27 protein-coding genes are annotated in these 23,793 nt (G+C 60.3%); 8 read left to right on the forward strand and 19 right to left on the reverse strand.

Translation table 11 applies throughout. The annotated features are described in order from the left end of the window. Nucleotides 1-115: 115 nt before the first annotated feature. From KRR38_RS31110 to KRR38_RS31120, 3 genes are all read right to left on the reverse strand, one after another. Nucleotides 116-595, reverse strand: coding sequence for a DUF488 family protein (locus KRR38_RS31110; protein WP_254515795.1), 480 nt, complete (start codon nucleotides 593-595; stop codon nucleotides 116-118). A gap of 67 nt (nucleotides 596-662) precedes the next feature. Beyond that, nucleotides 663-1,286, reverse strand: a complete 624-nt coding sequence (locus KRR38_RS31115) for a uracil-DNA glycosylase family protein (RefSeq protein ID WP_309141221.1) — start codon at nucleotides 1,284-1,286, stop codon at nucleotides 663-665. Then, nucleotides 1,283-1,858: a hypothetical protein gene (locus KRR38_RS31120; RefSeq protein ID WP_217407701.1), complete on the reverse strand. Its 576-nt coding sequence runs from the start codon at nucleotides 1,856-1,858 to the stop codon at nucleotides 1,283-1,285. The genes KRR38_RS31115 and KRR38_RS31120 overlap by 4 nt, the downstream gene beginning before the upstream one ends. Nucleotides 1,859-2,257: 399 nt before the next feature. Here KRR38_RS31120 and KRR38_RS31125 point away from each other — a divergent pair, with 399 nt between their 5' ends. Continuing rightward, nucleotides 2,258-3,049, forward strand: a complete 792-nt coding sequence (locus KRR38_RS31125) for an ATP-binding protein (RefSeq protein ID WP_254515796.1) — start codon at nucleotides 2,258-2,260, stop codon at nucleotides 3,047-3,049. A 20-nt stretch (nucleotides 3,050-3,069) separates the two neighbouring features. Here KRR38_RS31125 and KRR38_RS31130 read toward each other — a convergent pair whose 3' ends face one another. From KRR38_RS31130 to cyoA, 5 genes are read right to left on the reverse strand one after another with little or no spacing between them, the layout of a single operon-like run. Continuing rightward, the gene (locus KRR38_RS31130; RefSeq protein ID WP_309141222.1) at nucleotides 3,070-3,795 is read right to left on the reverse strand and encodes an SURF1 family protein; all 726 of its coding nucleotides are present in this window, start codon (nucleotides 3,793-3,795) and stop codon (nucleotides 3,070-3,072) included. Continuing rightward, nucleotides 3,792-4,151 (reverse strand): cytochrome o ubiquinol oxidase subunit IV, encoded by a 360-nt coding sequence (gene cyoD, locus KRR38_RS31135; RefSeq protein WP_217407702.1) that lies wholly within the window; start codon nucleotides 4,149-4,151, stop codon nucleotides 3,792-3,794. Before cyoD ends, KRR38_RS31130 begins: the two co-directional genes overlap by 4 nt. After that, the gene (gene cyoC / locus KRR38_RS31140; RefSeq protein ID WP_217407703.1) at nucleotides 4,148-4,780 is read right to left on the reverse strand and encodes a cytochrome o ubiquinol oxidase subunit III; all 633 of its coding nucleotides are present in this window, start codon (nucleotides 4,778-4,780) and stop codon (nucleotides 4,148-4,150) included. The genes cyoD and cyoC overlap by 4 nt, the downstream gene beginning before the upstream one ends. A gap of 4 nt (nucleotides 4,781-4,784) precedes the next feature. After that, complete coding sequence (gene cyoB, locus KRR38_RS31145; protein ID WP_217407704.1) at nucleotides 4,785-6,788, reverse strand: cytochrome o ubiquinol oxidase subunit I; 2,004 nt, start codon at nucleotides 6,786-6,788, stop codon at nucleotides 4,785-4,787. Next, a complete protein-coding gene (gene cyoA / locus KRR38_RS31150; protein WP_217407705.1) occupies nucleotides 6,788-8,002 on the reverse strand; it encodes a ubiquinol oxidase subunit II in 1,215 nt (404 codons plus the stop codon). Before cyoA ends, cyoB begins: the two co-directional genes overlap by 1 nt. A 155-nt stretch (nucleotides 8,003-8,157) precedes the next feature. Between cyoA and KRR38_RS31155 the strand changes: the two genes are divergently transcribed. Beyond that, complete coding sequence (locus KRR38_RS31155; protein WP_217407706.1) at nucleotides 8,158-9,471, forward strand: MFS transporter; 1,314 nt, start codon at nucleotides 8,158-8,160, stop codon at nucleotides 9,469-9,471. Nucleotides 9,472-9,516: 45 nt separating this feature from the next. Continuing rightward, the gene (locus KRR38_RS31160; protein ID WP_217407707.1) at nucleotides 9,517-10,581 is read left to right on the forward strand and encodes a COX15/CtaA family protein; all 1,065 of its coding nucleotides are present in this window, start codon (nucleotides 9,517-9,519) and stop codon (nucleotides 10,579-10,581) included. 27 nt (nucleotides 10,582-10,608) lie between these two features. Here the strand turns inward: KRR38_RS31160 and KRR38_RS31165 are convergent, their stop codons facing one another. The 10 genes from KRR38_RS31165 to KRR38_RS31210 form a co-directional block, all read right to left on the reverse strand. Continuing rightward, nucleotides 10,609-12,207 (reverse strand): FMN-binding glutamate synthase family protein, encoded by a 1,599-nt coding sequence (locus KRR38_RS31165; RefSeq protein ID WP_217407708.1) that lies wholly within the window; start codon nucleotides 12,205-12,207, stop codon nucleotides 10,609-10,611. 424 nt (nucleotides 12,208-12,631) lie between these two features. Further along, a complete protein-coding gene (locus KRR38_RS31170) occupies nucleotides 12,632-14,260 on the reverse strand; it encodes a Na+/H+ antiporter (RefSeq protein ID WP_217407709.1) in 1,629 nt (542 codons plus the stop codon). 94 nt (nucleotides 14,261-14,354) lie between these two features. After that, a complete protein-coding gene (locus tag KRR38_RS31175) occupies nucleotides 14,355-14,603 on the reverse strand; it encodes a hypothetical protein (RefSeq protein WP_217407710.1) in 249 nt (82 codons plus the stop codon). Between the two features lie 12 nt (nucleotides 14,604-14,615). Next, a complete protein-coding gene (locus KRR38_RS31180; RefSeq protein WP_217407711.1) occupies nucleotides 14,616-15,317 on the reverse strand; it encodes a superoxide dismutase in 702 nt (233 codons plus the stop codon). Further along, entirely contained in the window at nucleotides 15,310-16,119 is an 810-nt protein-coding gene (locus KRR38_RS31185; protein WP_217407712.1) for a 2OG-Fe dioxygenase family protein, read from the reverse strand. The genes KRR38_RS31180 and KRR38_RS31185 overlap by 8 nt, the downstream gene beginning before the upstream one ends. Then, complete coding sequence (locus tag KRR38_RS31190; RefSeq protein ID WP_254515797.1) at nucleotides 16,109-16,489, reverse strand: hypothetical protein; 381 nt, start codon at nucleotides 16,487-16,489, stop codon at nucleotides 16,109-16,111. The genes KRR38_RS31185 and KRR38_RS31190 overlap by 11 nt, the downstream gene beginning before the upstream one ends. A 14-nt stretch (nucleotides 16,490-16,503) precedes the next feature. Continuing rightward, a complete protein-coding gene (locus tag KRR38_RS31195) occupies nucleotides 16,504-17,181 on the reverse strand; it encodes a carbonic anhydrase (RefSeq protein WP_309141223.1) in 678 nt (225 codons plus the stop codon). Beyond that, a complete protein-coding gene (locus KRR38_RS31200) occupies nucleotides 17,178-17,819 on the reverse strand; it encodes a peroxiredoxin (protein ID WP_217407714.1) in 642 nt (213 codons plus the stop codon). Before KRR38_RS31200 ends, KRR38_RS31195 begins: the two co-directional genes overlap by 4 nt. A 96-nt stretch (nucleotides 17,820-17,915) precedes the next feature. Then, nucleotides 17,916-18,095 (reverse strand): hypothetical protein, encoded by a 180-nt coding sequence (locus KRR38_RS31205; RefSeq protein ID WP_217407715.1) that lies wholly within the window; start codon nucleotides 18,093-18,095, stop codon nucleotides 17,916-17,918. Nucleotides 18,096-18,148: 53 nt separating this feature from the next. Further along, nucleotides 18,149-18,532, reverse strand: a complete 384-nt coding sequence (locus KRR38_RS31210; protein WP_217407716.1) for a hypothetical protein — start codon at nucleotides 18,530-18,532, stop codon at nucleotides 18,149-18,151. Nucleotides 18,533-18,684: 152 nt separating this feature from the next. Between KRR38_RS31210 and KRR38_RS31215 the strand changes: the two genes are divergently transcribed. From KRR38_RS31215 to hemA, 4 genes are all read left to right on the forward strand, one after another. Continuing rightward, on the forward strand, nucleotides 18,685-19,533 hold the full coding sequence (locus tag KRR38_RS31215; protein ID WP_217407717.1) for a LysR family transcriptional regulator: 849 nt from the start codon (nucleotides 18,685-18,687) through the stop codon (nucleotides 19,531-19,533). Continuing rightward, the gene (locus KRR38_RS31220; RefSeq protein ID WP_217407718.1) at nucleotides 19,530-20,021 is read left to right on the forward strand and encodes a DUF6306 domain-containing protein; all 492 of its coding nucleotides are present in this window, start codon (nucleotides 19,530-19,532) and stop codon (nucleotides 20,019-20,021) included. Before KRR38_RS31215 ends, KRR38_RS31220 begins: the two co-directional genes overlap by 4 nt. 92 nt (nucleotides 20,022-20,113) lie before the next feature. Then, on the forward strand, nucleotides 20,114-20,500 hold the full coding sequence (locus KRR38_RS31225) for a hypothetical protein (RefSeq protein WP_217407719.1): 387 nt from the start codon (nucleotides 20,114-20,116) through the stop codon (nucleotides 20,498-20,500). Between the two features lie 196 nt (nucleotides 20,501-20,696). Continuing rightward, nucleotides 20,697-21,962 carry a 5-aminolevulinate synthase gene (hemA, locus tag KRR38_RS31230; protein ID WP_217407720.1) on the forward strand — a complete coding sequence of 422 codons (1,266 nt, stop codon included), beginning with the start codon at nucleotides 20,697-20,699 and terminating at the stop codon, nucleotides 21,960-21,962. 49 nt (nucleotides 21,963-22,011) lie between these two features. Here hemA and KRR38_RS31235 read toward each other — a convergent pair whose 3' ends face one another. Next, nucleotides 22,012-22,455, reverse strand: a complete 444-nt coding sequence (locus KRR38_RS31235; protein ID WP_217407721.1) for an Rrf2 family transcriptional regulator — start codon at nucleotides 22,453-22,455, stop codon at nucleotides 22,012-22,014. A gap of 246 nt (nucleotides 22,456-22,701) precedes the next feature. Between KRR38_RS31235 and KRR38_RS31240 the strand changes: the two genes are divergently transcribed. Further along, nucleotides 22,702-23,793, forward strand: a complete 1,092-nt coding sequence (locus tag KRR38_RS31240) for a multicopper oxidase domain-containing protein (protein WP_254515798.1) — start codon at nucleotides 22,702-22,704, stop codon at nucleotides 23,791-23,793.

The following is a 23,793-nucleotide window of genomic DNA, read 5'->3' on the forward strand; positions in this document are numbered from 1 at the left end:
GTATCCGGCGCCGACCATCTAAAGCGATCCAGAACGATGCTGCGGCGATCGTTCAAGGGCTATTTGGCGATGGAGAGGCGGCCGTCGAGCACGCTATCTAGGCGCGGGAATTCAGTCAGGGAACAGCGGGGTAAACTAGGCCGAGCACGTCGGCCCGCGCGGCAGGGGTCATAAGCGCGGGCTTCGCTTCCGAAGTCCCCATCAGGTGAAACACCTTCTGCTCCCTATGAAGGAGGTAATCAGCGATGATCCTGCGATGGCATCGCCACCACACCGCCTCAGCGCACATAATTGCGCACCGGCCGCCGCAGGCAATTTCGATTAGGCTATCCAGTCCTGTCCGAAACTCGGCCGACAAAGCGTAGTCGGCATAATTGTGAAAACTCGGATTGATCCAGAAGCCATTTACATCAGGCGCAACGGTTTTGGATCTCTTGCGTAGTCCGCCCAGCTCATGAATTTTGCTGTATTCAATCCGACCGGCAGCAAGGGCGGCTGGCAAGGTATCGGCGTTATACTGGGGATTCGTCCGGGAGCGCGAGATAGTGCGGACGTCGACAACGTTTGTAACCTCGCCGACCTTTAGCAGATCCATGAAGTCTCCTAGCGATCTTGTGGAGTGGCCGATGGTGAAAATGGGCATTGGCGGGGGCATTGACTGTTCAACCTCTCGCGAATTGCGCATTATGATCAGGTTCTTCGGCGTCTTCCAGTGCCGGCTCTATTGGCCGAATTTGCGCGCGCAGCGCTGGAAGCACGGTCTCCTCGAACCAAGGATGTTTGCGCATCCAGATTTGGGAGCGCCAAGAGGGGTGCGGAAGCGGAAACCACCGCGGGAGGTAGCTCGCGAAATCGCGGACCCGGTCAGTCATCGCACCGTTTCCCAGCACATAGTTTTGAGCGTAGCTTCCGACCAGGAGAGTGAGGCGCAGGTCCGGCATTAGTGCAAGTAGCCGCTTCCGCCATAACGGCGCGCATTCCGGGCGTGGCGGTGCATCGCCGCTGCTCGCGCGCCCCGGATAGCAAAGCCCCATGGGAACAATGGCAATGTTGGCGGCATCGTAGAATTGATCTGAAGTAAGCCCCATCCATTGGCGCAACCGATCGCCCGACGGATCGGAAAAGGGGATACCGGTCGCGTGAACCTTTGTGCCCGGGGCCTGGCTCGCGATCAGGATCCGCGCGCTCGCAGACATTTGCAAAACAGGTCGGGGGCCAAGCGGCAGGAGATCACCGCACGCCCGGCAAGCCCGTACTTCCGCCAACAAGGCTTCACAATCGGTCACGAGCCGTCCGCGTCACGCGGCAACATGTGGATATGAACCTTGTCCGCAGATTGTTTCTTGAGAATAGCCAGTGCCCGCTCTTCACTGGCCGGGTCCGAGACGCGTACCCACAGCAACAGGCCGCCGCGTACAATCTGCTCCTCCAGGTACTGCGCATGGTGGTCGCCTAGACGTCTGGCGAGCACCGAACCAATCAGGCCGCCAGCACCCCCGGCAATCGCTGCGCCGGCGATGACGGCAAGCATTGTTCCACCGGTCGCCACGATAGCGCCAACTGCAGCGATCGCTCCCACATAGACGAGACCTCCGATGATACCGCCCTCCGCATCGCCGATTGCCTCGGTCGATACGAATGCGGCTCGGGGGACGTTTGGATCGTCGGCCAGCAGATCTACCCTGGAATATCGATGACCCATCTTCTCCTCCACGGTCTTCGCACTGGCGAGGAGGCTAAGATCGGCACGGTGAAAGCCCGACATCAACAAGTCATCTATCGCGTCCTGCAGTCCTTGCGAACTGTGGAAAATGCCAACCGCCTCCCGCGACACGTCGGCCACCTGAGCGCTTTCCATCATCACTCCTTCAATTCGCAGCGTGTGAAACTCGGGGATCAAGAGCAGGCCATGATCGCCTTCACTTCGTCCATTTGATGGGCTGCACGGTGAAAGGTTCCCGGCACAGAAGAGGGAAACGACCGACTGACGGAAGCAGCGCCCGACGTTCCCATGGGAAGCCAAACGTCGGGAACGATCCGGTGGGGATCAAACGTTCGGCCCGCCAGCTTCCGAAGGATGACAAGAGAAAATAGTTGCTGCAAACGGCCAATAATATTCTTTCGACTTCTGTTAAATTTGCGCCCATCTTCCATGGCTACGAAGCGGCTTCCCAGAGAAATCTGGACACAGGTGGCAGGGAGGGACCCTGGTATGCCGGTTGAAACATCTTCAGAACTATTCCAGGAGCTTAAGAGCTTGGACGGCATCGTTGAGAGTTCAACGGCAAACCGGTCGGTGCTCAGCTCTCAGGACTCGAATGCGCTGGCCATTCAGCGAGTGGTTGATCTAGGCCAAATGAGCAGAGGCTTCGTGCATGATTTCAGAAATGTCCTCGCTGTGATTTCCGCGGGGCTGAACCTCGCGAAACGGCACAGCTCCGATCCGGTTCTGGCGGAAGGGTTCCTCACGGGAGCTCAAGAGGGCGTGGATCGCGGGCTGAAGATGACGATGCGACTCCTGGAATTCGCGCGCGGGAATGACTGTGAGATTCAAACCGGAAACGTGAACGAAGCACTCCGGCAGTCCGAAGCACTTCTGCGATATGCCGCCGGCAGCGATGTCAAGGTTGTCCTCCAACTCGGCGCTGATGTCCCGGATTTCGATTTTGATCCCCCACGATTCAATGCGGCGATCATGAATCTCGTCGTCAACGCTCGAGATGCGATGCCAGATGGCGGCGCGATCGAAATCAGCACAGATTGCATTACCTTAGCGACACTTCCGAGTGCCGATCAGGAAGCTTATGTGCGCGTTCGCGTGCGAGACAACGGTGAGGGTATGTCCGCCAACGTCTTACGCAGGATCTGCGATCCGTTCTTCACGACCAAGACCGGAACCGGCACTGGCTTGGGCATACCCCAAGTTCAGACATTCGTGGAACAAGCCGGTGGCTTCATGAAAATCGATAGCGAGGTCGGCGCGGGGAGCATCATCGAGCTTCTATTTCCCGCGCCGTCTGGTCCGTTCGCGGTCCACATCGAGCGATAGGACCGTACACCAATCCCACCTCAGGCGAAGGCTCTCCTAATAAAGCGATTTCGGGGCACTATGCGCCACGCGGCAAAAGCGGACAGCAATGCCATCGCGAACCATGTGAGCGCGTAAGCAGCGTGGTTGTCGGCAAAGCGTACCACGGTCAGCCCGCCTACAGGCCCATTCGAGCCGCCCGGCACCGCGTCTGCATCAATGAAATAGGGGGCGGACCGCACGATCCCCCGCGCCGCGCCAATTCCGGCAACATCGCGCGAATACCAGTTATCCGTTTTGGGGTCGTTATCGCGGAGGAATCCGCCTCCCGGCTCGGACATGCGCAGCAGGCCGGTGACCGTCAGGTCGCCTTCAGGTTCGCGCCTCGACGATCGGCGTTGTTCCGGGGTAATGAAGCCCCGATTTATCAGAACGATGAAGTCCCCTGTGTCGAACGGAGTGATCACCCAATAGCCTGCTCCGAGATCGCTCACCCCGCGGACGAGCGTCTCATGACCTGGCACATAGCGTCCCGTCACCGTTACGCGGCGATAGGCGTCATGTTCGGCGTTGATCGTGCGCCAAGCATCGGGGTCTGGTGCGGGCACCGCCGGCGCATGGATTCGGCTCTCGACTGCAGCGACGAGCTCATGCTTCCACGCGCGCCGCTCGATCTGCCATAGGCCCAGCGCGACGAAGCACGCCGCCAAGGCCAGCAGCACGCCGAAGAACCCGGCGCGCTCCGGGATGCCGTCGGCGCTTATCACGGCATCTGACTCATGTCGTGAGACATCGGCATCATATTGTGGTTCAAGTGGTACATCACCCAGAGTGACCCGGTGAGCATGATCACGACGATGATCACCGTGAAGATCATCGCCATCATCGTCCAGCCGCCTTCCTGCCTACCGTTCATGTGCAGGAAGTAGATCACATGGACCACCATCTGCACTGCCGCGAAGACAAGGATGATCGCTGCGGTGGGGCCATCGGCCAGCTGCTGCGTCATCACCAGCCAGAATGGAACCGCCGTCAGCACGACCGACAGGGCGAAGCCGATGACATAGTCGCGCAAGGAGCCGTGAGCGCCCTGATCGACAGGATGGTCTTGATGAGCGCTCATCGCAGCATTTCCAGCAGGTAGACGAGGGTGAAGACACCGATCCAGATGACGTCGAGGAAGTGCCAGAAAAGGCTTAGGCACATGAGCCGGCGTTTGTTGGCCTGGATCAGCCCCCGGCGAGAAAGCTGCACCAGCAGCGTCACAAGCCACACAATGCCGAACGTGACATGCAGCCCGTGGGTGCCCACCAACGTGAAGAAGGCGGACAGGAAAGCGCTTCGCTGCGGCGTGGCGCCAATATGAATCAGGTGGTGAAACTCATAGAGCTCGATCGAGAGGAACGCCGCGCCGAACAGGCCCGTCACGGTCAGCCAAAATTGCGTCTGCCGCAGGCGATCGCGCTGCATCGCCAGCATGGCAAAGCCATAAGTGATCGACGAGAACAGCAGCATTGCCGTATTCAGCGCCACCAACGGCAACTCGAACAGATCCTTGGGACCGGGTCCCGCCGCGAGGTTGCCGCCGAGTACGGCATAACAGGCAAACAGGATCGCGAAGATGAGGCAGTCGCTCATCAGGTAGATCCAAAAGCCCAGCATCGTGCTGTGGCCCTCGGGATGGTCATGCTCATCGAGGTCGTAGAAGCGGCGCGCTTCGTCAGCGGCGGCGAGGGTGGTGTGCATCGTCATGGCGTCAGGCTCCTGCCGCCAGCAGGCGTGTCCGCTCGGCCTCGGTCGTCTCAACCGTGGCCGCGGGGATATGAAAATCGCGCCGATAATTGAAGGTGTGACCGATAGCGACTGCCAGAATGCTAGTGAAGCTCAACGCCGCGAGCCACCAGATGTACCAGATCAGAGCGAAACCCATGACGGTTGCGAGCGCGGAGAGGATCACGCCGGTTCCAGTGTTTTTCGGCATGTGGATCGGACGGTAGCCCTGAAGTGGCCGCTCGGCGCCACGCGTCTTCATGTCGTACCAAGCGTCGAGCGAGTGGATCACCGGGGTGAACGCAAAGTTGTACTCGGGCGGCGGCGAGGAGGTCGACCACTCGAGTGTGCGGCCGCCCCAAGGATCACCGGTCGTGTCGCGCAGTTCGTCCCGCTTCCAGATGCTCACCGCGAACTGGACTAGCATCGCGCCGATGCCCACCGCGATCACGGCCGCGCCGATGCCGGCTATGACGAACCAGAACTGCAGGCCCGGATCATCGAATACGCGCATGCGCCGGGTCACGCCCATCAGGCCCAAAATGTAGAGCGGCATGAAGGCCAGCCAGAAGCCGACGACCCAGCACCAGAAGCTTATCTTTCCCCAAAACACGTCGAGCTTGAAGCCGAAGGCCTTGGGCCACCAGTAATTGATCGCCGCGAACAGTCCGAACAGCACGCCGCCGATGATGACGTTGTGGAAATGAGCGATCAGAAACAGCGAGTTGTGCAGCACGAAGTCGGCTGGCGGCACGGCGAGCAGCACACCAGTCATCCCGCCGACTACGAAGGTCAGCATGAAGGCCACCGTCCACATCATCGGCAGTTCGAAGCGGATGCGGCCACGGTACATCGTGAACAGCCAATTGAAGAGCTTGGCGCCCGTGGGGATCGAGATCACCATTGTCGTGATGCCGAAGAACGAGTTGACGCTAGCGCCCGACCCCATCGTGAAGAAGTGGTGCAGCCAGACGAGGTACGACAGGATCGTGATGACGATCGTCGCATAGACCATCGAGGTATAGCCGAAGAGCCGCTTGCCCGAGAAGGTCGAGGTGACTTCGGAGAAGACGCCGAACAGCGGCAGGATCAGGATGTAGACCTCAGGATGGCCCCAAATCCAGATCAGGTTCACGTACATCATCGGCGAGCCGCCGAAGTCGTTGGTGAAGAAGTTGGTTCCGACGTAGCGGTCGAGGCTAAGCAACGTCAGCACCGCGGTCAGCACAGGGAAGGAGGCGACGATCAGCACGTTGGTGCAGAGAGATGTCCAGGTGAAGACAGGCATCTTCATCATGCCCATGCCTGGCGCGCGCATCTTGAGGATCGTGGCGATCAGATTGATGCCGGAAAGCGTCGTTCCCACGCCGGCTATCTGTAGCGCCCAGATGTAATAGTCGACGCCGGTGGCGGGACTGTAGGCGATGCCCGAAAGCGGCGGATAGGCCAGCCAGCCGGTCTGCGCGAATTCGCCGACGAACAGCGACATCATCACCAACACGGCGCCCGCCGTGGTCATCCAGAAGCTGAAATTGTTGAGGAACGGGAACGAGACGTCGCGCGCGCCGATCTGGAGCGGGACGATGTAGTTCATCAGACCAGTGACGAAGGGCATCGCCACGAAGAAGATCATGATCACGCCATGCGCGGTGAATATCTGATCGTAGTGATGCGCGTTGAGATAGCCCTCGGACCCGTTGAAGGCGATAGCCTGCTGGATACGCATCATGATCGCGTCGGCGAAGCCGCGGAGGAACATGATTAGGCCCAACACCATATACATGATGCCGATCTTCTTGTGGTCGACGCTGGTGAACCACTCATTCCAGAGATAGCCCCACAGCTTGTAGCGTGTGATGAGGCCCAGAACCGCTAGGCCGCCAATGACGACCGCGGCGAAAGTGGCGACGATAATCGGCTCGTGCAGCGGCAAGGCCTCGAGCGAAAGTCGCCCGAGGAGCGGGCTGATGGGAACGGGATCGTAAGACATCAGGGATTGCCTGTGACAAATGGCGCGGCGTCAGACACCGCGATCTGGGAAAGGGAAGGCCGTGAAAGCGACGACGAGACGCCGGGCCGCGCTAGGCCCGCGCCGATCAGCGGAGCGCTGTCCACAGGGCGCGACAACGCGGCGCCAGCGCCATCGCCATCCTCGGGCAAACAGGTTGCTGCGACCATCTGGCGAGTTGGCAGCAACTCGGCAGGCAGACTCGACCCTCGGGCGGTGAGCTTGTCGTAGGCGAGTGGGCGTATGTTGTGGATCCCAGCGAGGCCCATCCCGCCTTGTCCGTCGATCCGCATCATGTCGCGCATGCACATCTTGCCAGGCTCGACGCACATATTCACGACAGCGTCGAACAGCCCGGCCTCAACCTCGCCAAAGCGGCGCGTGGGCTCGTTCTCGCTTGGCTTTTCGAGTACGAGATAGCCCGCGCGATCTAGCGTGCCACCGGCGCTCTTGGCGCCCTTGGCCCAGGCGGCGAAGGCGGCCTCGTCCATGCCAGTCACCTTGAAGCGCATCTGCGAGAAGCCCGCGCCGCTGTAGTTGGCGGAAAAACCTTCGTAGCTGCCTGGCCGATTGAGAACCGCGTGAAGCTTCGTCTCCATGCCCGGCATGGCATAGATCTGCCCGGCGAGCGCCGGGATGTAAAAGCTGTTCATAACCGAAGAAGCCGAGATGCGGAAACGCACCGGGCGATCGATCGGCAACGCTAGCTCGTTGACCGTGGCCACGCCCTGCTCCGGGTAGATGAACAGCCATTTCCAGTCGAGCGCGACAACCTGGACGTCGAGCGGCTTGACCTCGGCTGCCACGACTTTCCCGGGCGCCGTGCGGGCAAGGGCACGGTAGGGATCGAGCAGGTGGGTGCCGACCCAGGTTATTGCGCCCAGGCAGATGATGATCAGCAGCGGCGCAGCCCAGATCACCAACTCGAGTTGGGTCGAGTGATCCCAGTCGGGCTCGTAGCGCGCCTCTCGGTTAGCGGCCCTGTAACGCCATGCGAACAGGATCGTGAGCGCCATCACCGGCACGATGATCAGCAACATCAGCGCGGTCGCGATAACGACAAGGTTGCCTTGTTGCTGTGCAACGTCGCCAGCCGGATCCAAGACCACCATGTTGCAACCGGTGAGCAGCGGGAAACCGGTAAGCGACAGCAGGAGGGGAATTCTCCGCCGGAATCGGGCAAGGGCGTCAAGCATGCTCGGCGCCTAAGCCGACCATGCTGCGCTGCACATAGGACATTTTGTCCAATCCCCGTTCGCACCTTCAGCGACCATTGGAACTTGAACCGTGCGGCTCTGCGCGGTGTTGTTCGATTCGGAACGGAGCGTGCTCGCTCTGGGAGCTATCTGAGATGACCGCGCAGACTGCAGCTGAACGTGATGCCCGCGAGCTTCATACGGAAGGCCATAAGATCGCTCCAGGCGAGATTGCCATTGGTGTCGTCATCGGCCGAACGTCGGAGTTCTTCGACTTCTTCGTCTATGCCATCGCCTCGGTGCTTGTCTTTCCGAAGCTGATCTTTCCCTTCGTCGATCCGCTGACAGGCACTCTGTATTCCTTCGGCATCTTCGCGCTGGCATTCCTTGCTCGCCCGGTCGGCACGGCGGTGTTCACCGCGATAGAGCGCGCCTACGGAGTCGGTACCAAGCTGACGATCGCGCTGTTCCTCCTAGGCGGGTCTACAGCCGCGATAGCCTTCCTGCCGGGCTACGAGACGCTAGGCGTCGGCGCGGTGCTGTTTCTCGCGCTCTTTCGCATGGGGCAGGGTTTGGCGCTAGGCGGCACCTGGGACGGCCTTGCTTCGCTGCTGGCGATCAACGCGCCCGCGGGCAAGCGCGGCTGGTATGCGATGCTCCCACAACTTGGGGCGCCATTGGGACTGATCGTCGCCAGCCTGTTGTTCGTGTTCCTGATCATCTCCCTGCCCGCTGAGGACTTCCTCGGCTGGGGCTGGCGTTATCCGTTCTTCGTGGCCTTCGCGATTAACGTCGTCGCCCTGTTTGCGCGGCTGCGCATCGTCGTCACCCCCGAATATACGGTCCTGTTCGAGCGTCGTTCGCTGGAGCCGGCCAGGTTGACCGAGACCCTGCAGCGCGAATGGCGCACGATCGCGCTTGGCGCATTCGCGCCGCTTGCCAGCTTCGCCATGTTCCACATGGTCACGGTCTTCCCGCTCTCGTGGGTCTTCCTGTTCACCGAGGAAAGCCCGGTGCGCTTCCTCGTGATCGAAGCGATGGCGGCAGTGCTGGGACTGCTCGCGATCGTCGCTTCCGGCTACCTCGCGGACCGCTACGGACGGCGCCCAGTGCTCGGCGCGACCGCCGTGGCGATCGCGGTGTTCAGCGGCTTTGCGCCGCAGTTGCTCGATGCTGGCGAAATCGGCGAAGCGGTATTCATGTTCACGGGCTTCGCGCTACTCGGTCTGTCGTTCGGTCAGTCCTCGGGCGCACTGTCGTCGAGCTTCTCACCGCGCCACCGTTATACCGGCTCGGCCCTGACCTCCGACCTCGCCTGGCTGTTCGGCGCCGGCTTCGCTCCGCTGGCCGCGCTTCTTCTGTCGAGCAGTTTCGGCGTAATCGCCGCGGGCGCTTATCTGCTCTCCGGCGCCGTGTTCACTGTGATCGCTCTTGCTCTCAATCGGGAACTCGCCAGTGCCATCGAATAATGGGGCGTTGGACGAAACTACAATCGCCGCGAAGGCGCAGGCAGGATGCTGAAGTCCGATAGGAGAGTGAACGCAATCACGCGCGCCGCGGATGCTATCGCCTTGTCTCGCGTCCTGAGCGCGATCGGATTTCTGCTACTCCTTATCGTCATCGTGAGCGGAATGACGCGGCTCTCTGGAGCCGGCCTCTCCATCACGGAATGGAAGCCTGTTACCGGCATCATCCCGCCGCTGTCCGACGCCCAATGGGAGCTTGAGTTCGAGGCCTATCGAGGCATTCCGCAATTCAAGCACGTGACCGGGCCGGCCGGCATGACGCTTGCTGACTACAAGGTCATCTATTTCTGCGAGTGGGCCCATCGGCTTCTCGCCCGGCTGATCGGGCTTGCGTTCTTGCTGTCGATCGGATGGCTTTGGATGCGTGGCCGCATTCCCGCTGGGTACCGGCCGCGACTGGCGGCGCTTGTGTTCCTCGTAGCCATACAGGGTATCGTCGGATGGTGGATGGTGACATCCGGACTCACCCAGGATGTGAAGGTGAGTCACCTGCGATTGGCGATCCACCAGGCACTGGCGCTTGTCACGCTCGGCTGTGTCGTGTGGACAGCGCTCGACTTGAATGCCTCTGCTTGCGGCGCGCCCGCAGCGAGATTGGCCCCGTTCGCGTGGATCGTCCTTGCCGCCCTGTTTTTTCAGATGCTGCTCGGAGCGATGGTGGCGGGGCTTCAGGCAGGCTATGTTGCTGGGGCGGGGTGGGGCAACCTCGAAGCCTGGCCACAGATGCAGGGAAGCCTGGTTCCACGAGGAATCGACTGGTCACGAGGGCTTGCGTTTGCCGGGCTGAACGATCCCTACCTCATCCACTTCGTGCATCGCTGGTGGGCTTTGGCGCTTCTGCTCATGCTCGCCGTTACGGCCCGAATGCTCCGCGATCGAAATCAGCGTAGCGCAGCCTTCGCCATCGGCGGGTTGGCCGGGGCACAGGTGATCCTCGGTGTCGCCACAATTTGGTCTGGGATGTCGATATGGCTTGCGGCCGGACACCAGTTCCTGGGAGCCGTTCTGCTTTGCACCACGACCTATGGTCTCCATATCATCGGCCGGCGATAGGCCGGCCCAAAGGGGACGCTTTTCGCGTTACTGTCCGATGCTGAAACTGTCGGGCCGTGCCAGACTCCATGCGGAGCTGTAAAAGTCCTGCTTTCGCGTTTTGCGGAGAAGGTGCCCTTCCTCAAGGAAGGTGTGGAGTTGGGAGAACATCCGTACCTCAGTCGGGCTGACCCGGCGGACCAGGTGATGCGGTCCAATCATCGTGGGGTGCTCGAGACCCGCAGCTGCAAGCATATCAGACAAGGCGAGAAGCGTGTTCCGATGGAAGTTTGCGACGCGCTCCGCCTTTTCGGGCACCGCGAGCGCCCGCTGGCGCAAAGGATCCTGTGTCGCCACCCCGACCGGGCATCGGTTCGTGTGGCAGGTGAGAGACTGTAGGCAGCCGAGCGCGAACATGAAGCCGCGGCCCGCGTTGGTCCAGTCCGCCCCAAGCGCGAGCGTCGCCGCGATGTCGAACGCACTAACGATTTTTCCGGCCGCTCCGATGCGGATCTTGTTTCGAAGTCCTGCGCCAACAAGGGTGTTGTGCACAAAGAGGAGGCCCTCCCTCAGGGGCATTCCCAAGTGGTCGGAGAACTCCAGCGGTGATGCACCCGTGCCTCCTTCCGCGCCATCGACGACGATGAAATCGGGAACAATCGCGCTTTCACGCATTGCCTTGACCATACCCATGAATTCCCAGGGCTGGCCGACGCAAAGCTTGAATCCGACGGGTTTACCCCCGGAAAGACGGCGAAGGTCGGATATGAATTGCATCAGTTCGAGAGGTGTAGAGAACGCCCGATGCCGGGAAGGCGAGATGCAGTCCTCGCCCATCGGCACTCCCCGCGTTTGCGAGATTTCGAGCGTCACCTTTCGGGCGGGAAGGATACCGCCGTGGCCGGGTTTCGCCCCTTGGCTGAGCTTTATCTCGATCATCTTGACCTGAGAGTCTCGCGCCTGCTCTTCGAACCGGCTTGGATCGAAATTGCCGTCGGCAGTTCGACAGCCGAAATATCCGCTGCCAATTTCCCAAACGAGGTCACCGCCGAACTCGCGATGGTAGGGGCTGATGCTGCCTTCGCCGGTGTCGTGAGCAAAACCGCCGATTGCGGCGCCCTTATTCAGCGCGCGTATCGCGTTGGCGCTAAGCGATCCGAAGCTCATCGCGGAAATGTTGAAAATGCTGGCCGAGTAGGGGCGGGTGCACGCATCGCCCCCAATACGAATTCTGAACTTTGCCGGATCCGCTGGAGGCGCGGGCCGAACGGAGTGGGCGATAAATTCAAAGCCGTTTTGATAGACGTCGAGGAGGGTTCCGAAGGCTCGATCGCTGTCTTCATCCTTGGCACGGGCGTAGACTAGTGACCGCTGGCTTCGCGAGAATGGAGTTTTGTCCTGATCTCCCTCGATCAAGTACTGGCGAATCTCAGGGCGGATTTCCTCGAAAAACCAACGCAAATGCCCAATGATCGGATAGTTCCGTCGAACGGAATGGAGCGGCTGCGCCAAGTCGTACAGGCCTACCCCGGTGAGACATACGGCGACAATGAAGAGCGGAATGGCCCAGACATTTGGCAAGTAGTACCCAGAGACAATCGCGGTGATGATTGCGATCGTCAGGGCTGTAAAACGTGTCAGGAACAAAGGGCTACTCCAAGTTTCTATGGTAACGCCACGACGCCGCAGGGTCGCGAAGCGTTTGCCCTGGAGTGGCGTATCGGGCTCCAGATCAGTCCGAGAGCCCGATGTTCATTGTAGCCGCCGGGGGGGATCGAGCCCACTAACGGTCTTTGGTTGCTAGGCTCGCCGGGATGGCATCCACTGCGCGCAGCCTCTTTCACCCCAGCGGCGATCTCAAGCCAACCGCCTCTGGGGGGGGCACGCGCGGTGTACTGCTACCAGGGTGCGCCGCCGAGATGAAATGCCTAGACATGGGATGCCGAGTATTCGGGCGTTCAGCGGCGATGTCAAACCGCCCGCGCCAGAATGAACTGTTATAGGCACGATCTCGCTCGGCCGCATCTCCTCGCTTCAAACGATCAACCCTTGCGCGCCCACCCCATGTCGGTCAGTTGGCGAGCCTTGCCTCGACCAGGTCAAGCTCACGAACGAGCTTTCGAGCCGCTTCGCTACCTAATTCCCGCTGGCGAACCCGCCGGAATATCTCTTCGCGCTCAGCCCCCAGGGCAGCGAGAAGCAATTCGCGCTCAATGTTTTCATCACGCTTTCGAACGTCCTTGTCCTCCGGCGCGGTGGACTGGTGATTAATCCGATCACGATAAAGATCCATCAGGCGCGATGCGACATTGACGTAGGCATCGGCATCTTTTCTGCCGCCGGCGAGCCGATGCTGAGTGCGCTCGATCGCTCCGATAGCAGCTTCGGCCGCTGCAACACGAGCTGCCTCTATTTTAGCGTCGGCGAAAGGCTCCGGAGGCATCTCCAGGCCGCGCATCATCAATGGCAAGCCGACCGACGCCGTGATCAGAGAGATGATGATCACGCCCATCGCCAGGAATATCGCCAGATCCCGCGCAGGAAATGGCGTGCCGTCACCCATCGTCAACGGAAGAGTTAGAACGCCGGCCAGAGTGATTGCACCGCGGACCCCCGCGAACGACATGGCCCCGATGATGCGCCCGTTCGGTCGGACACGGTCCTCAGGCCGGCGGAACAGAGTCAATCTGAATGATAGCCAGACCCAGACGAACCGCAGGACAGCCAGACCGAGGTTTATTCCGACGACGTAGACAGCAAGCCACCACGGCTCGCGATGTCCTGTCAGTCGGACGGTTTCGGCGGCTCCGGCAAGGATCGTCGGCAGTTGCTCACCCAGCAAGACGAATATGATCCCATTGGCCGTGAACTGGATTATGTCCCATACCGTCGTTCGACGAATGCGCGTGACTGCCAGGGCGTTACCTCGCGTCTCGACGAGGCCCATGGTCAACCCCGCGGCGACGGCTGCGAGAATTCCTGAACAATGGAGGTGCTCTGCGATCAAATAGGCACCGAATGGGATGAGCAGGCTGATGAGGATCTGCGAGCCGCTCTCCTCGCCGACGCGGCGCGTAACGATCGCTTTGGCCCACCCGACGATCCAGGTCAGACAGACGCCGACGATAATGCCTGCGAACGCTACCCACAAAAAATTGAGCGCAGCGCTCCCAAACGAAAATGCGCCCGTCAGCGCAGCGGCGATCGCAAAGCGCATGCACACGAGCCCTGATGCGTCGTTGAGCAGCGATTCCCCTTCAAGGATGTGCATCATCCTCTTGGGTATCGGAGTGCGCTGGGCAATTGCTGAAACTGCGATCGGATCTGTCGGGGAGATGACAGCAGCAAGTGCAAACGCGACTGCTAGCGGCATGGATGGGATCATCCAGTGGATGAAAAACCCCATGCCGAGCACTGTAAACACGACGAGGCCAAGGGCCAGTTCCAGTATCGTCGTGCGATCCTTGAACAGGTCCTCACGCGGGATACGCCATCCGTCGAGAAAGAGCAGCGGTGGCAGGAGGAGCAAGAAGAAAATTTCAGGGTCTAGCTCCACCCGCCAGTCCGCGACCAATCCGACCCCTGCACCAAGCGCAATCTGAACCAGGGGACGGGGTATCGGGACCGGAAGGAGTCGCGCCAGGATCCCGCTCGCCACGACCATGAACAGTAATGTCAGGACAAGCGTAACGGTTTCCAACGTGTACCTCGGCAGCTAGTCTGAATGGGCCTCCTTCTCCACTTAGCTGCTGAGGCCGTTCGCGCCACCCTCGCGCGGCCGCGAGGCGCGCGCCTCAGACCAGTGCGCCAGCGTCGTCTCTGATCTCCGCAAGAGATTCTGCGCGACCGACCGGTTCTTCCACGAGGATCACGAATTTCGCGCCCTTGTAGTAGATGTCCGGCCGGTGCCAGGCTTTTGTCACGATGGCAAAAGCTCCCTCGATTTCGATCTCTTCTCCCGCTTTTGGCGAACAGGCGAAATGGAAGGCGCCGCGATAGACCGCAGACCCGCTGTCCCGTCCGGCCAATACGTCAATGAGCATGTGCTTCTCCTCTCATCCTTCATGGGCTTTTTTCGGCGCGGGATAGTGCCACGATTGGCCCCGGCCGAGCGCCGCGTCATATTGCGCTTCGGCGAAATGCCAGTTCGCAAGCAGGTTCGACCAGGACGTCAGCCAACCGGCGCGATCCTGGCGGTAGTCGATGTAGTAGGCGTGCTCCCACACATCACATGCCAGGAGCGGCGTTACGCCTTCGTCAAGGATCGGCGTTCCCGCGTCGTGCGTCGAAATCACTTCGAGCTTGTCCCGCTTCGCGATGAGCCAAACCCAGCCTGATCCGAAATGGCCCGCTCCCTCGGCGCAGAAGCGTTGCCGGAAACCTTCGAGGCTCCCGAATTCCGACGCGACAACCGCAGCGAGCGCACCGGAAGGCTTGGACACCTTCGGAGCCATGCTCTCCCAGAAGAAGCTGTGGTTCCAAGCCTGGGCGGCGTTGTTGAAGACGCCTTGGGCCCCGCAGCCGCGCGCGATCCGGACAATATCCTCGAGCGAATGCGCCGAGAAATTCTGCTCGGTCAGCAGCCGATTGAGCGTTTCAACATAGCGCGCGTGATGTTTGCCATGGTGTATCTTCAGCGTTTCCGCCGAAAGGATCGGCTCCAGGTCTTTTTCCCCGTAGGGAAGGGGCGGTAGTTCAAAGACGAGCCTCTCATCATCGAGATGAGCTACTCCATTACCACGACTTTGATCAGCCATTGCTGGTCTCCTTTAGCGGGAAAGATTTCGTGTTCCGCTCCGGGCGGAATGTGATCACCAGAGCATCCCGCCGGGCCGGTACGCCCATGTTGCAGGCGATTACCGGGGTGACGGTATGGCGCAGCCGGATGTCGTCGAGGACGATCGCCTGAAGTGGACTCGCCAGTTCAAACTGGGCGACGAGCCGGCCGTCCTCGACAAGCATCGTCACGCCGCCGCGGACGTTGCGTCGATCAATCAGGATCATGAGGACCGCGGTGACGCCGTCTTGGTGTAGTCCTTCGGGTGATGGCTTTCCGATCTGATCGGACGCATCGATCCGGAACCGGTGCAATTCGGCATGCCACGCGCAACCCGCCCAACCGATGAGCGCATTGGCAAGCTCTTCGCCGATCCGCAGTAATGTGCTCGTCACGACATGTTCGCCAATCATGCGCTCGACTGGCGAAAACCACCGCGAGATTCCTCCATTGAGGCGATTGTGTGCGCGCTTCTGGAAATGCGGGCGATGTTGCTTTCGCGTGATGGCGCCGTCCGCGACCGCAAAGGCCGCAAACCGCCGACGACGATAGCGTCCGCCATCGCCCATCCAGCGATCGTCAACGAGGCGATCCCAGCTTTCCGCAAAACTGGCCAAAGTGTGACGGTCTATCGCTCCGAAGGGCGCCCCCCAATCGGCGGGCGCGATACTGGTATAGCGCTCCCTCAGCAGGGAATCCGCAAAACGGCCAGGGTGATACCGACTGAGACCGCCAGGCGGGTACGGATGGCTCACCTGCTGCGGAGAAAGGTCACTGTGCATAGGACAACTCGGCCCGGCGGGCATCGAGCGCAGCAATGCACAGGGCAATTGCTTCCACCGAATGGACGCCAATCCATTCACCCAGTTCACCAAGGACAACGACCGCCTGTGGACCGGTCTCGATCCAGTACCCTGGAGGCACCAGCGTTGCCGCCGCGGGACAAGCTGCAGTGTAGAGGAGGGCGCGGACGTGACCGCCGTCGTGCTGCTCCCAGACCCCAGGGGCGACGGAGGTTAGGCCTCGCAGCGCCGGAAACACGGCGAGCGCGATCCGGGCGTCAATTTCGCGGCTCGGCGCGAGGGCAGCCTTGCATGCGGCAATGGCGCCGACGAGGCTGTCGTCCTGACCTATCGCTCTAACGCGCTGCAAGGCCCGCCCCAGATTCATACCGGCGGCTCGACCAGACGGCCGGCGATTGCACCGCTCGAGCAGCTATTTACGGGAGCACACACGGATCGCAGGAGACCGTCTCCGATGGCGTAAACCCAACCGTGGAGCGTCAGAGAAGCTTGCCGTTCCCACGCCGCCAAGACGAGCGGATTTGTACTAAGTGCGCCCACCTGGGCCCGAATATTATGCTCGCACAAACGATTGGCGCCGGTATCATGCTCGCCGCGGGTCGCCCGATGAAGCGCGCGCACGGGCGCGAGCCAGTCACCGATCGCGTCGTCCGTCCCCTGCGTCATTGCAGCTTGAATCCCGCCGCACCCGTAGTGGCCGACAACGATGATGTGCTCGACTTTCAGGACATCGACTGCGAACTGCAGTGCGGCCGCAAAGTTCGGATCGGTCGGCATGGTGAGATTGGCGACATTTCGATGAACGAACATCTCGCCGGGATCGAGATCGACTATTTCGGTTGCGGGCACCCGGCTGTCCGAACAGCCAATCCAGAAATAGCGTGGCTGCTGCTGACCCACGAGGCGTTTGAAAAAGCTGGGATCGACCAGGGTTTTAGCTTCAGCCCACGCACGGTTGCGCGCGAATAGGGCGGACAGCCCGCCGTCACCGATCTCGGCGACAGCGGGCGCCCCTTCATCAATTTCCCAAGCCTTCGTCACTGCGCCGATGCCTGCAGATCGACCATTCGCAGGTAAGGCTTGAGTGTTTTGTACCCTTGCGGGAATTGCCGCGCGGCCTCCTCCTCCGAAAGCTTGGGCGAAATCACCACAGGTTCGCCCGGCTCCCAGTTCACTGGCGTAGCGATGCTACGGGAATCGGTCAGTTGAAGGCTGTCGATGGCCCGGAGAATCTCGGCAAAATTCCGGCCGGTCGAAGGGGGATAGGTCAGGATCAGCCGCACCTTTCGCGACGGATCGATCACGAAGACCGATCGGACGGTAACCGTGGGGTCACTCTCCGGATGGATCATGTCGTAGAGTGTCGAGACCTTGGCGTCCGGGTCCGCGATCATCGGGAAATCGAGCTTCGCGCCCTGGGTCTCGTGAATATCGAGTTCCCATCTGTGATGCGCTTCGACCGGGTCCACCGAAAGGCCGATCGGCTTGACGTTTCGCTTGTCCCACTCCGGACGCAGCTTGGCCACCTCGCCGAGCTCGGTGGTACACACGGGCGTGAAATTCTTGGGATGGCTGAACAGGACACCCCAGCTTTCCCCTAGCCATTCGTGAAAGTTGATGGGGCCGTGCGTGCTGTCCTGCTCGAAATCGGGGGCGATCTGTCCGAGTTGGATGGTCATGGGAACTCCTTCATTCTGCACGATCAATGTGGAGAACCAGGAGCCATCAAACAAATGAATGTTATTATTGATTATCAGCAATATTTCTGTTGATAATCAATAGCGGTCTTCCTGCCCGATCCAAGCGATCACGAAGAAGGCGATGGGCATGGCCACCAGTACCAAAGCGTTGCCATTCTCTTCGGTGATGGAGCCGTCTTGTCGCAGCATCCAAACGAAAAGCCGGATCACTGCAAAGGCCAACCCAGCGAGAAGAATCATATTGAGCCCGTACATTGGGCGTGGCCGCCCTGGCTCCCGCGTCTCCAGGTCGTCCTTATTGTCCGCATTCACGGCTTGTCCGTCCGCGAACTAGCAGGCGGCTTCGATGGGCGATGCTTTGCCGAATTCGCAGATCCATCGTCCGCCATATCGGATCCATCGGGCGGCCACAGCAACAGGAAGTCGAACGGCGGAGGTATTTCCTCCGGTCTCTTCTGCTTGGCGAGATGAGCCTGTTGCTCGAAGTCCATTGCGATAATGACCCCGGCGCTCGCCGCGATCACGAAGACCATCATGGCGAGATAGACTTCGTCGCTGATAGCTCCGGCATCACGAAAGCTGAACAGCGCGATTCCTACTCCCAAAATCAACATGGTGAGGGCGATGCAGACCTTCCAGAGTGCCGCCTGCGGCGGCGGGGGCTCAGGTTCGAAAGGAACCCAGGGTTTCATCTTGCCGCCCCTCCGTCAGCCCGATGCCGCTCAGTCGTGGGTGGTTGTGTCGGTTCGACCACACGATCTCTCCTTGTGAATCACCCATCGGCCCGTTAGCATCCATCAAGCAAATGAATATTATTGGGCTTTGGCAATCGGGAAATTGCAGAATGGATATCAGTGTTGCGCGCACATTCCTCGAGGTCGTGAAAACCGGCAGCTTCGTGGCCGCGGCGGCTAATCTTAATCTTACGCAGACCGCTGTTAGCGCGCGAATCCGGGTCCTGGAAGACCAACTCGACCGTCCCGTCTTCATTCGCAACAAGGCTGGGGCGAAATTGACGCCGGCCGGCGAGCACTTCCTTCGTTTCGCTACGACCATCGTCCAGGTCTGGGAGAGAGCTCGGCGCGCTGTCGCCTTGCCTCCCGGGCGAGAAACTGTCGTGACCATCGGCTCCGAACTCAGTCTTTGGAGCCCGCTTCTTCGACACTGGCTGCTGTGGATGCGGCGCGAATGCCCCGAGATTGCTGTCAGCACCCACATCGACACGTCAGAGCGCCTGATGGAACAAGTCCAGGATGGCTCGCTCGACGTCGCCGTCCTCTATGCAGCGCCCAGCCGGCCAGGAGTCGTTGCTGAACTCTTGTTCGAGGAAAAGCTTGTCCTTGTGAGGTCGACCCCAACCACCACGCCTTTGGCTCCGGAAGACCACGTGCAGATCGATTGGGGTGAGGAGTTTGCCGCGAGCTATCAAGCCGCTTACCCCGACAATCCCAATGCGGTCGTGTCGATCAGCTACGGGCCGCTGGCTCTGGAATACATTCTCGCCACCGGAGGCAGCGGCTATTTCCGCAAGGGTTTCATTCGCTCTTATCTCGATGAAGGGCGGCTGGCGCTCATTCCTGGGAGTCCGGAGTTTTCGTACTCGGCCCACGTCGTGCATTCGGCCAAAGCCGATCCTGGCGTAATGGATCGAATACGCGCTGGGCTCAGAGCGTCCGCGGCGATCGCCACATGACCAACGATCCATCCTCGCCGGTCTGCTATGCAGCGCAAGCCGATGACGCCTATATGGGCTATGCTCCTCGCGATGAGCTTCTTGCTGCCTTAAACGAGCTGCTGGAAGCCGAACGAGCGGGGGCAAAGGTCGCGCTCGCCAGCAGCAAGCCAGAGACGAACGGCGCCTACACGAACTTGATGCAAAGAGTGCGCGCGGATGAGGCGCGTTGGTGTGCGATGCTTACGTGCCAGATAGGTCGCCTCGGCGGCCTGCCATCCGATGAAACGGGGGCGTTTCACCAGAAAGCCCTCGCTATTGCAGATCCACTCGACCGGCTTATCTTCCTCAATCGGGGGCAGGCCTGGGTCGTGCGCAGGCTTGAAGCCTTGCTCCGGCGGGTACGTGACGACGATTTGCATCGCCATCTCAAAGATATGTTGGAGAGCCACCGGGCTAATATCGAAGCGACCGCGAGCTACTTGGCGATAGCCAACAACCCGACTTGAATCTCCACGCCTGCGCTTCAGTGCAATACTATTGCGCTCAAAGCGCAATATTTTGTGGTTTTTTAGAACCAGTGGCTCCCTAAAGGGACGCCATGACATTCAAGACGCTGATTGCGCTCGTTGCTTGCTTCTCTCTCTGCCCCCCGGTTCACGCGAAGGAGCAGAAGTACCCGTCACTGCGGTTCGCGGCAATCGAGAGCGACTATCAGTGGGACAACGATCTCGAGCATGCGAGAGGCACCCTCGCCCGGGCCGTCCCTGTCGGCCTTTCCTTCTGGGCGGCGCTCGACATCCTCGAAAAGGCCGGCGCGCGGTGCATGGGCGATCGGCATGATGCGCAGATCGCACGATGTGTCTATCCCGACTGGACCACCGTTCACGACTATTACCGGGCATCCCTCTTCTGGACGGTCGTAGTTCGACTGAAAGAGGGCAAGGTCGTGGCCCTCGCGCTTGACCGCGTCGTCGACGAAAAATGAAGTCTCAACGTGTGGTTTCTATGAGCCAAAGCCGAAATGCCGATGGTGGCTGCATTGCACGCGTTCACTGTTCGCGGAGTTCGGATTCAACAGTGCCCAACAGTTCGCATCTTGAGCACGATGGGACAGACCCCTATCTTGCATTCAAGATACATGTTTATGCGGCCGACTAGGATCGGTCTTGGGGATTGCGCCCATGACACCAAAAAGCGCCTCGACAACTCCCGCGCCCCGCCGCCAGAGCCGGGCCCACTATGATGTGATCTTCGATGCTGCCTTGGCCAAGCTGCAGGACGAGGGGCGTTATCGGGTCTTTATCGACATCTTGCGCAACAAGGGATCGTTCCCCGACGCCCGCTGCTTTGCGGGCCACAATGGTCCCAAGCCTATCGTCGTGTGGTGTTCGAACGACTATCTCTCGATGGGCCAACATCCCAAGGTAATCGCGGCCATGGAACAGGCATTGCACGACGTCGGCGCCGGGTCAGGCGGGACGCGCAATATCGGCGGCAACACGCACTATCATATCAACCTAGAGCTCGAACTGGCCGACCTTCATGGAAAGGAAGGCGCGCTCCTTTTCACGTCCGGTTATATCTCGAACGATGCGACGCTTTCCACGCTCGCGAAAGTTCTGCCCGGCTGCGTGATCTTCTCCGATGCGCTCAATCACGCGAGTATGATCGCCGGCATCCAGTCCTCCGGATGCGCGAAGAAAGTGTGGCGCCACAACGATATTGCGCATCTTGAGGAACTGCTGATCGAGGCGGATCCAGCGGTACCCAAACTCATCGCCTTCGAAAGCGTCTACTCGATGGATGGCGATGTCGCGCCTATCCACGAGATCTGCGATCTTGCTGAAAAATACAGTGCGATCACCTATCTCGATGAGGTGCATGCCGTCGGCATGTATGGGCTGCGCGGGGGCGGGATCTCCGAGCGGGATGGCGCGGCGCATCGCGTAACCGTGATCGAAGGTACGCTCGCCAAAGCCATCGGGGTCATGGGCGGTTATATTGCGGCCGATCGCCGCATCATCGACGTGATCCGCAGCTATGCGCCTGGTTTCATCTTCACGACGTCACTCTCACCCGTCCTGGTTGCCGGGGCATTGGCCAGCGTCCGCCATCTCAAGTCATCGAGCGCGGAGCGGGACCGACAGCAAGCTACAGCTGCCATGCTCAAGGAACAGTTCGTAAACGCAGGCTTGCCGGTCATGCCGTCGAGCACTCACATCGTTCCGCTCATGGTCGGTGATCCTGTCAAAGCGAAGCAGATCAGCGACATCCTGCTCGCAGAATACGGGATCTATGTGCAGCCGATCAATTACCCAACGGTTCCCCGCGGTACCGAACGGCTACGTTTTACACCGGGCCCCACGCACAGCGCTGCCATGGTGCGCGAGCTTACGGTCGCGCTCTCCGAAATCTGGCAGCGCCTCGACATGTGTCTGGCGGCCTGACGCGCAAAGGCTAATGGCTTCTGCAAGAGGCCCCGCGGCGTCGCGTCCTTCAAGTCGTTCCGATACCGAGAGGGGACTCGCGATTCATCAGACGCCGCATCGCCTCCTTGTCCGCGAGCAGATCCGCGATCGTGTAGGAGTCGAATACCGCCATCATCGCCTGCATCCCCTTTGCCAACACGCCCGTCAGGCCGCATGCCGGCGAAAGCGCGCAGCCCGAGCAATCGGCCAGTTGCAAACCTTCCTCGGTCCGGCGAACGACCTCACCGACAGTGATCTCTTCAGGCGGCCGCGCGAGTTGCATGCCACCCGCGCGGCCACGCATCGTCTTGATGAACCCGTCATGGGCCAGCGCATTGACCACCTTCATCAGGTGATTGTGAGAAACGTCATAGGTGCGCGACATCTCGCCGATCGAGCATAGCCGATCGTCGTTCAGCGCCAGGTGGATCAGCACCCTGAGCGAATAGTCCGTATAGCGTGTGAGTCGCACACACCTCTCCTCAGTGTATCAACGTAACGTATACCAGTATCGCTATGACATGTTAAGAGGCCGGCTGGGCCTCCACGCAGCCTGCAAGGCTCATTGCGGCGGGCGAAAACGCCCGCGGTTTCTTCCCCCATCATCTAATCCCTCCCAACAAGAAAATTGTTGGATGACGGCAAACTAATTCGTTGGGCAGGGACCGCGGCTTCAGATAGAATCATGCCTATCATATACATCTTATAGGAATGTATGATGCCAGATTTGACGCGCCGGGACGCCGTATTGACGGGATTGGGGGCGGCCATTGCAGTTCCGGCACTGACCGCGTCCTCCACCTCGGGCGTCCAAGCGGCGCCCGCACGTGGAAAAAGTCGTCCCGGCGCGACCCAGCACAAATTCGAAATGAACATCGAAGAGACCAAGATCACGCTCGTCGGCAATCAGTCCTTCAAGACGTTCGCCTTCGGCGGTCAGGTCCCCGCACCGCTGTTCCATGTGCGCGAAGGCGACGAAGTCGAGGTCGTCCTCAACAATCTAACCACGCTTCCGCACACTATCCATTGGCACGGCCTGTTGCAGCGCGGGACGTGGGAGATGGACGGCGTGCCCGATATGACCCAACTCGGCATCCAGCCTGGTGACAGCTTCACCTACAAGTTCGTCGCCGAGCCGGCGGGTACCATGTGGTATCACTGCCATGTCAATGTGAACGAGCATGTCGCGACGCGCGGCATGTGGGGGCCGTTCATCATCGATCCGATCAAGCCGACCCCGCTCGAGCGGGAGGTTACGGGGGACTATATCCTCATGTTCTCCGAATGGGCCTCGGCCTGGGCGGACAAACTCGGACAGGGCGGTATGCCCGGCGACGTATTCGACTACTTCACCATAAACGGCAAATCGTTCCCAGAAACGCAACCCATTCGCGTCAAGGAAGGCGACGTCATCCGCCTCCGGATGTTCGGTGCAGGGGGCGGCTTCCACGCAATCCACATCCATGGACATGTGTTCCAGATCGCCTTCAAGGATGGTCATCCCCTGCCTGCGCCAATCAACGCGGACACGGTCCTCGTGGGGCCGGGTGAGCGCTACGACATCATCCTGCGCTGCGACAATCCGGGCCGCTGGATGATCCATGACCACGTCGACAGCCATACCATGAACGGCCACACGCCACACGGCGGCGTCATGACCCTCATCGAATACGAAGGCATCCCGCGCGACCAGCCCTGGTACCACTGGGCGCACAAGGAGTTCGTCCCGGACTTCTACTACGAACAAAGCCTCAGGAAGCCTCACGGGATCTACCCGAACCCGGCTTTCAAAGGTGTCCCGGTCGCCTGA

It is taken from the genome of Novosphingobium sp. G106, assembly GCF_019075875.1.
Lineage (GTDB): Bacteria > Pseudomonadota > Alphaproteobacteria > Sphingomonadales > Sphingomonadaceae > Novosphingobium.

Coding starts and splice junctions, on each gene's coding strand:
- KRR38_RS31110 (WP_254515795.1), bottom strand. CDS start 595: ATGGATCTGCTAAAGGTCGGCGAGGTTACAAACGTTGTCGACGTCCGC.
- KRR38_RS31120 (WP_217407701.1), bottom strand. CDS start 1,858: ATGGAAAGCGCTCAGGTGGCCGACGTGTCGCGGGAGGCGGTTGGCATT.
- cyoD (WP_217407702.1), bottom strand. CDS start 4,151: ATGAGCGCTCATCAAGACCATCCTGTCGATCAGGGCGCTCACGGCTCC.
- cyoC (WP_217407703.1), bottom strand. CDS start 4,780: ATGACGATGCACACCACCCTCGCCGCCGCTGACGAAGCGCGCCGCTTC.
- cyoB (WP_217407704.1), bottom strand. CDS start 6,788: ATGTCTTACGATCCCGTTCCCATCAGCCCGCTCCTCGGGCGACTTTCG.
- cyoA (WP_217407705.1), bottom strand. CDS start 8,002: ATGCTTGACGCCCTTGCCCGATTCCGGCGGAGAATTCCCCTCCTGCTG.
- KRR38_RS31155 (WP_217407706.1), top strand. CDS start 8,158: ATGACCGCGCAGACTGCAGCTGAACGTGATGCCCGCGAGCTTCATACG.
- KRR38_RS31160 (WP_217407707.1), top strand. CDS start 9,517: ATGCTGAAGTCCGATAGGAGAGTGAACGCAATCACGCGCGCCGCGGAT.
- KRR38_RS31175 (WP_217407710.1), bottom strand. CDS start 14,603: ATGCTCATTGACGTATTGGCCGGACGGGACAGCGGGTCTGCGGTCTAT.
- KRR38_RS31180 (WP_217407711.1), bottom strand. CDS start 15,317: ATGGCTGATCAAAGTCGTGGTAATGGAGTAGCTCATCTCGATGATGAG.
- KRR38_RS31185 (WP_217407712.1), bottom strand. CDS start 16,119: ATGCACAGTGACCTTTCTCCGCAGCAGGTGAGCCATCCGTACCCGCCT.
- KRR38_RS31200 (WP_217407714.1), bottom strand. CDS start 17,819: ATGACCATCCAACTCGGACAGATCGCCCCCGATTTCGAGCAGGACAGC.
- KRR38_RS31205 (WP_217407715.1), bottom strand. CDS start 18,095: ATGTACGGGCTCAATATGATTCTTCTCGCTGGGTTGGCCTTTGCAGTG.
- KRR38_RS31210 (WP_217407716.1), bottom strand. CDS start 18,532: ATGAAACCCTGGGTTCCTTTCGAACCTGAGCCCCCGCCGCCGCAGGCG.
- KRR38_RS31215 (WP_217407717.1), top strand. CDS start 18,685: ATGGATATCAGTGTTGCGCGCACATTCCTCGAGGTCGTGAAAACCGGC.
- KRR38_RS31220 (WP_217407718.1), top strand. CDS start 19,530: ATGACCAACGATCCATCCTCGCCGGTCTGCTATGCAGCGCAAGCCGAT.
- KRR38_RS31225 (WP_217407719.1), top strand. CDS start 20,114: ATGACATTCAAGACGCTGATTGCGCTCGTTGCTTGCTTCTCTCTCTGC.
- hemA (WP_217407720.1), top strand. CDS start 20,697: ATGACACCAAAAAGCGCCTCGACAACTCCCGCGCCCCGCCGCCAGAGC.
- KRR38_RS31240 (WP_254515798.1), top strand. CDS start 22,702: ATGCCAGATTTGACGCGCCGGGACGCCGTATTGACGGGATTGGGGGCG.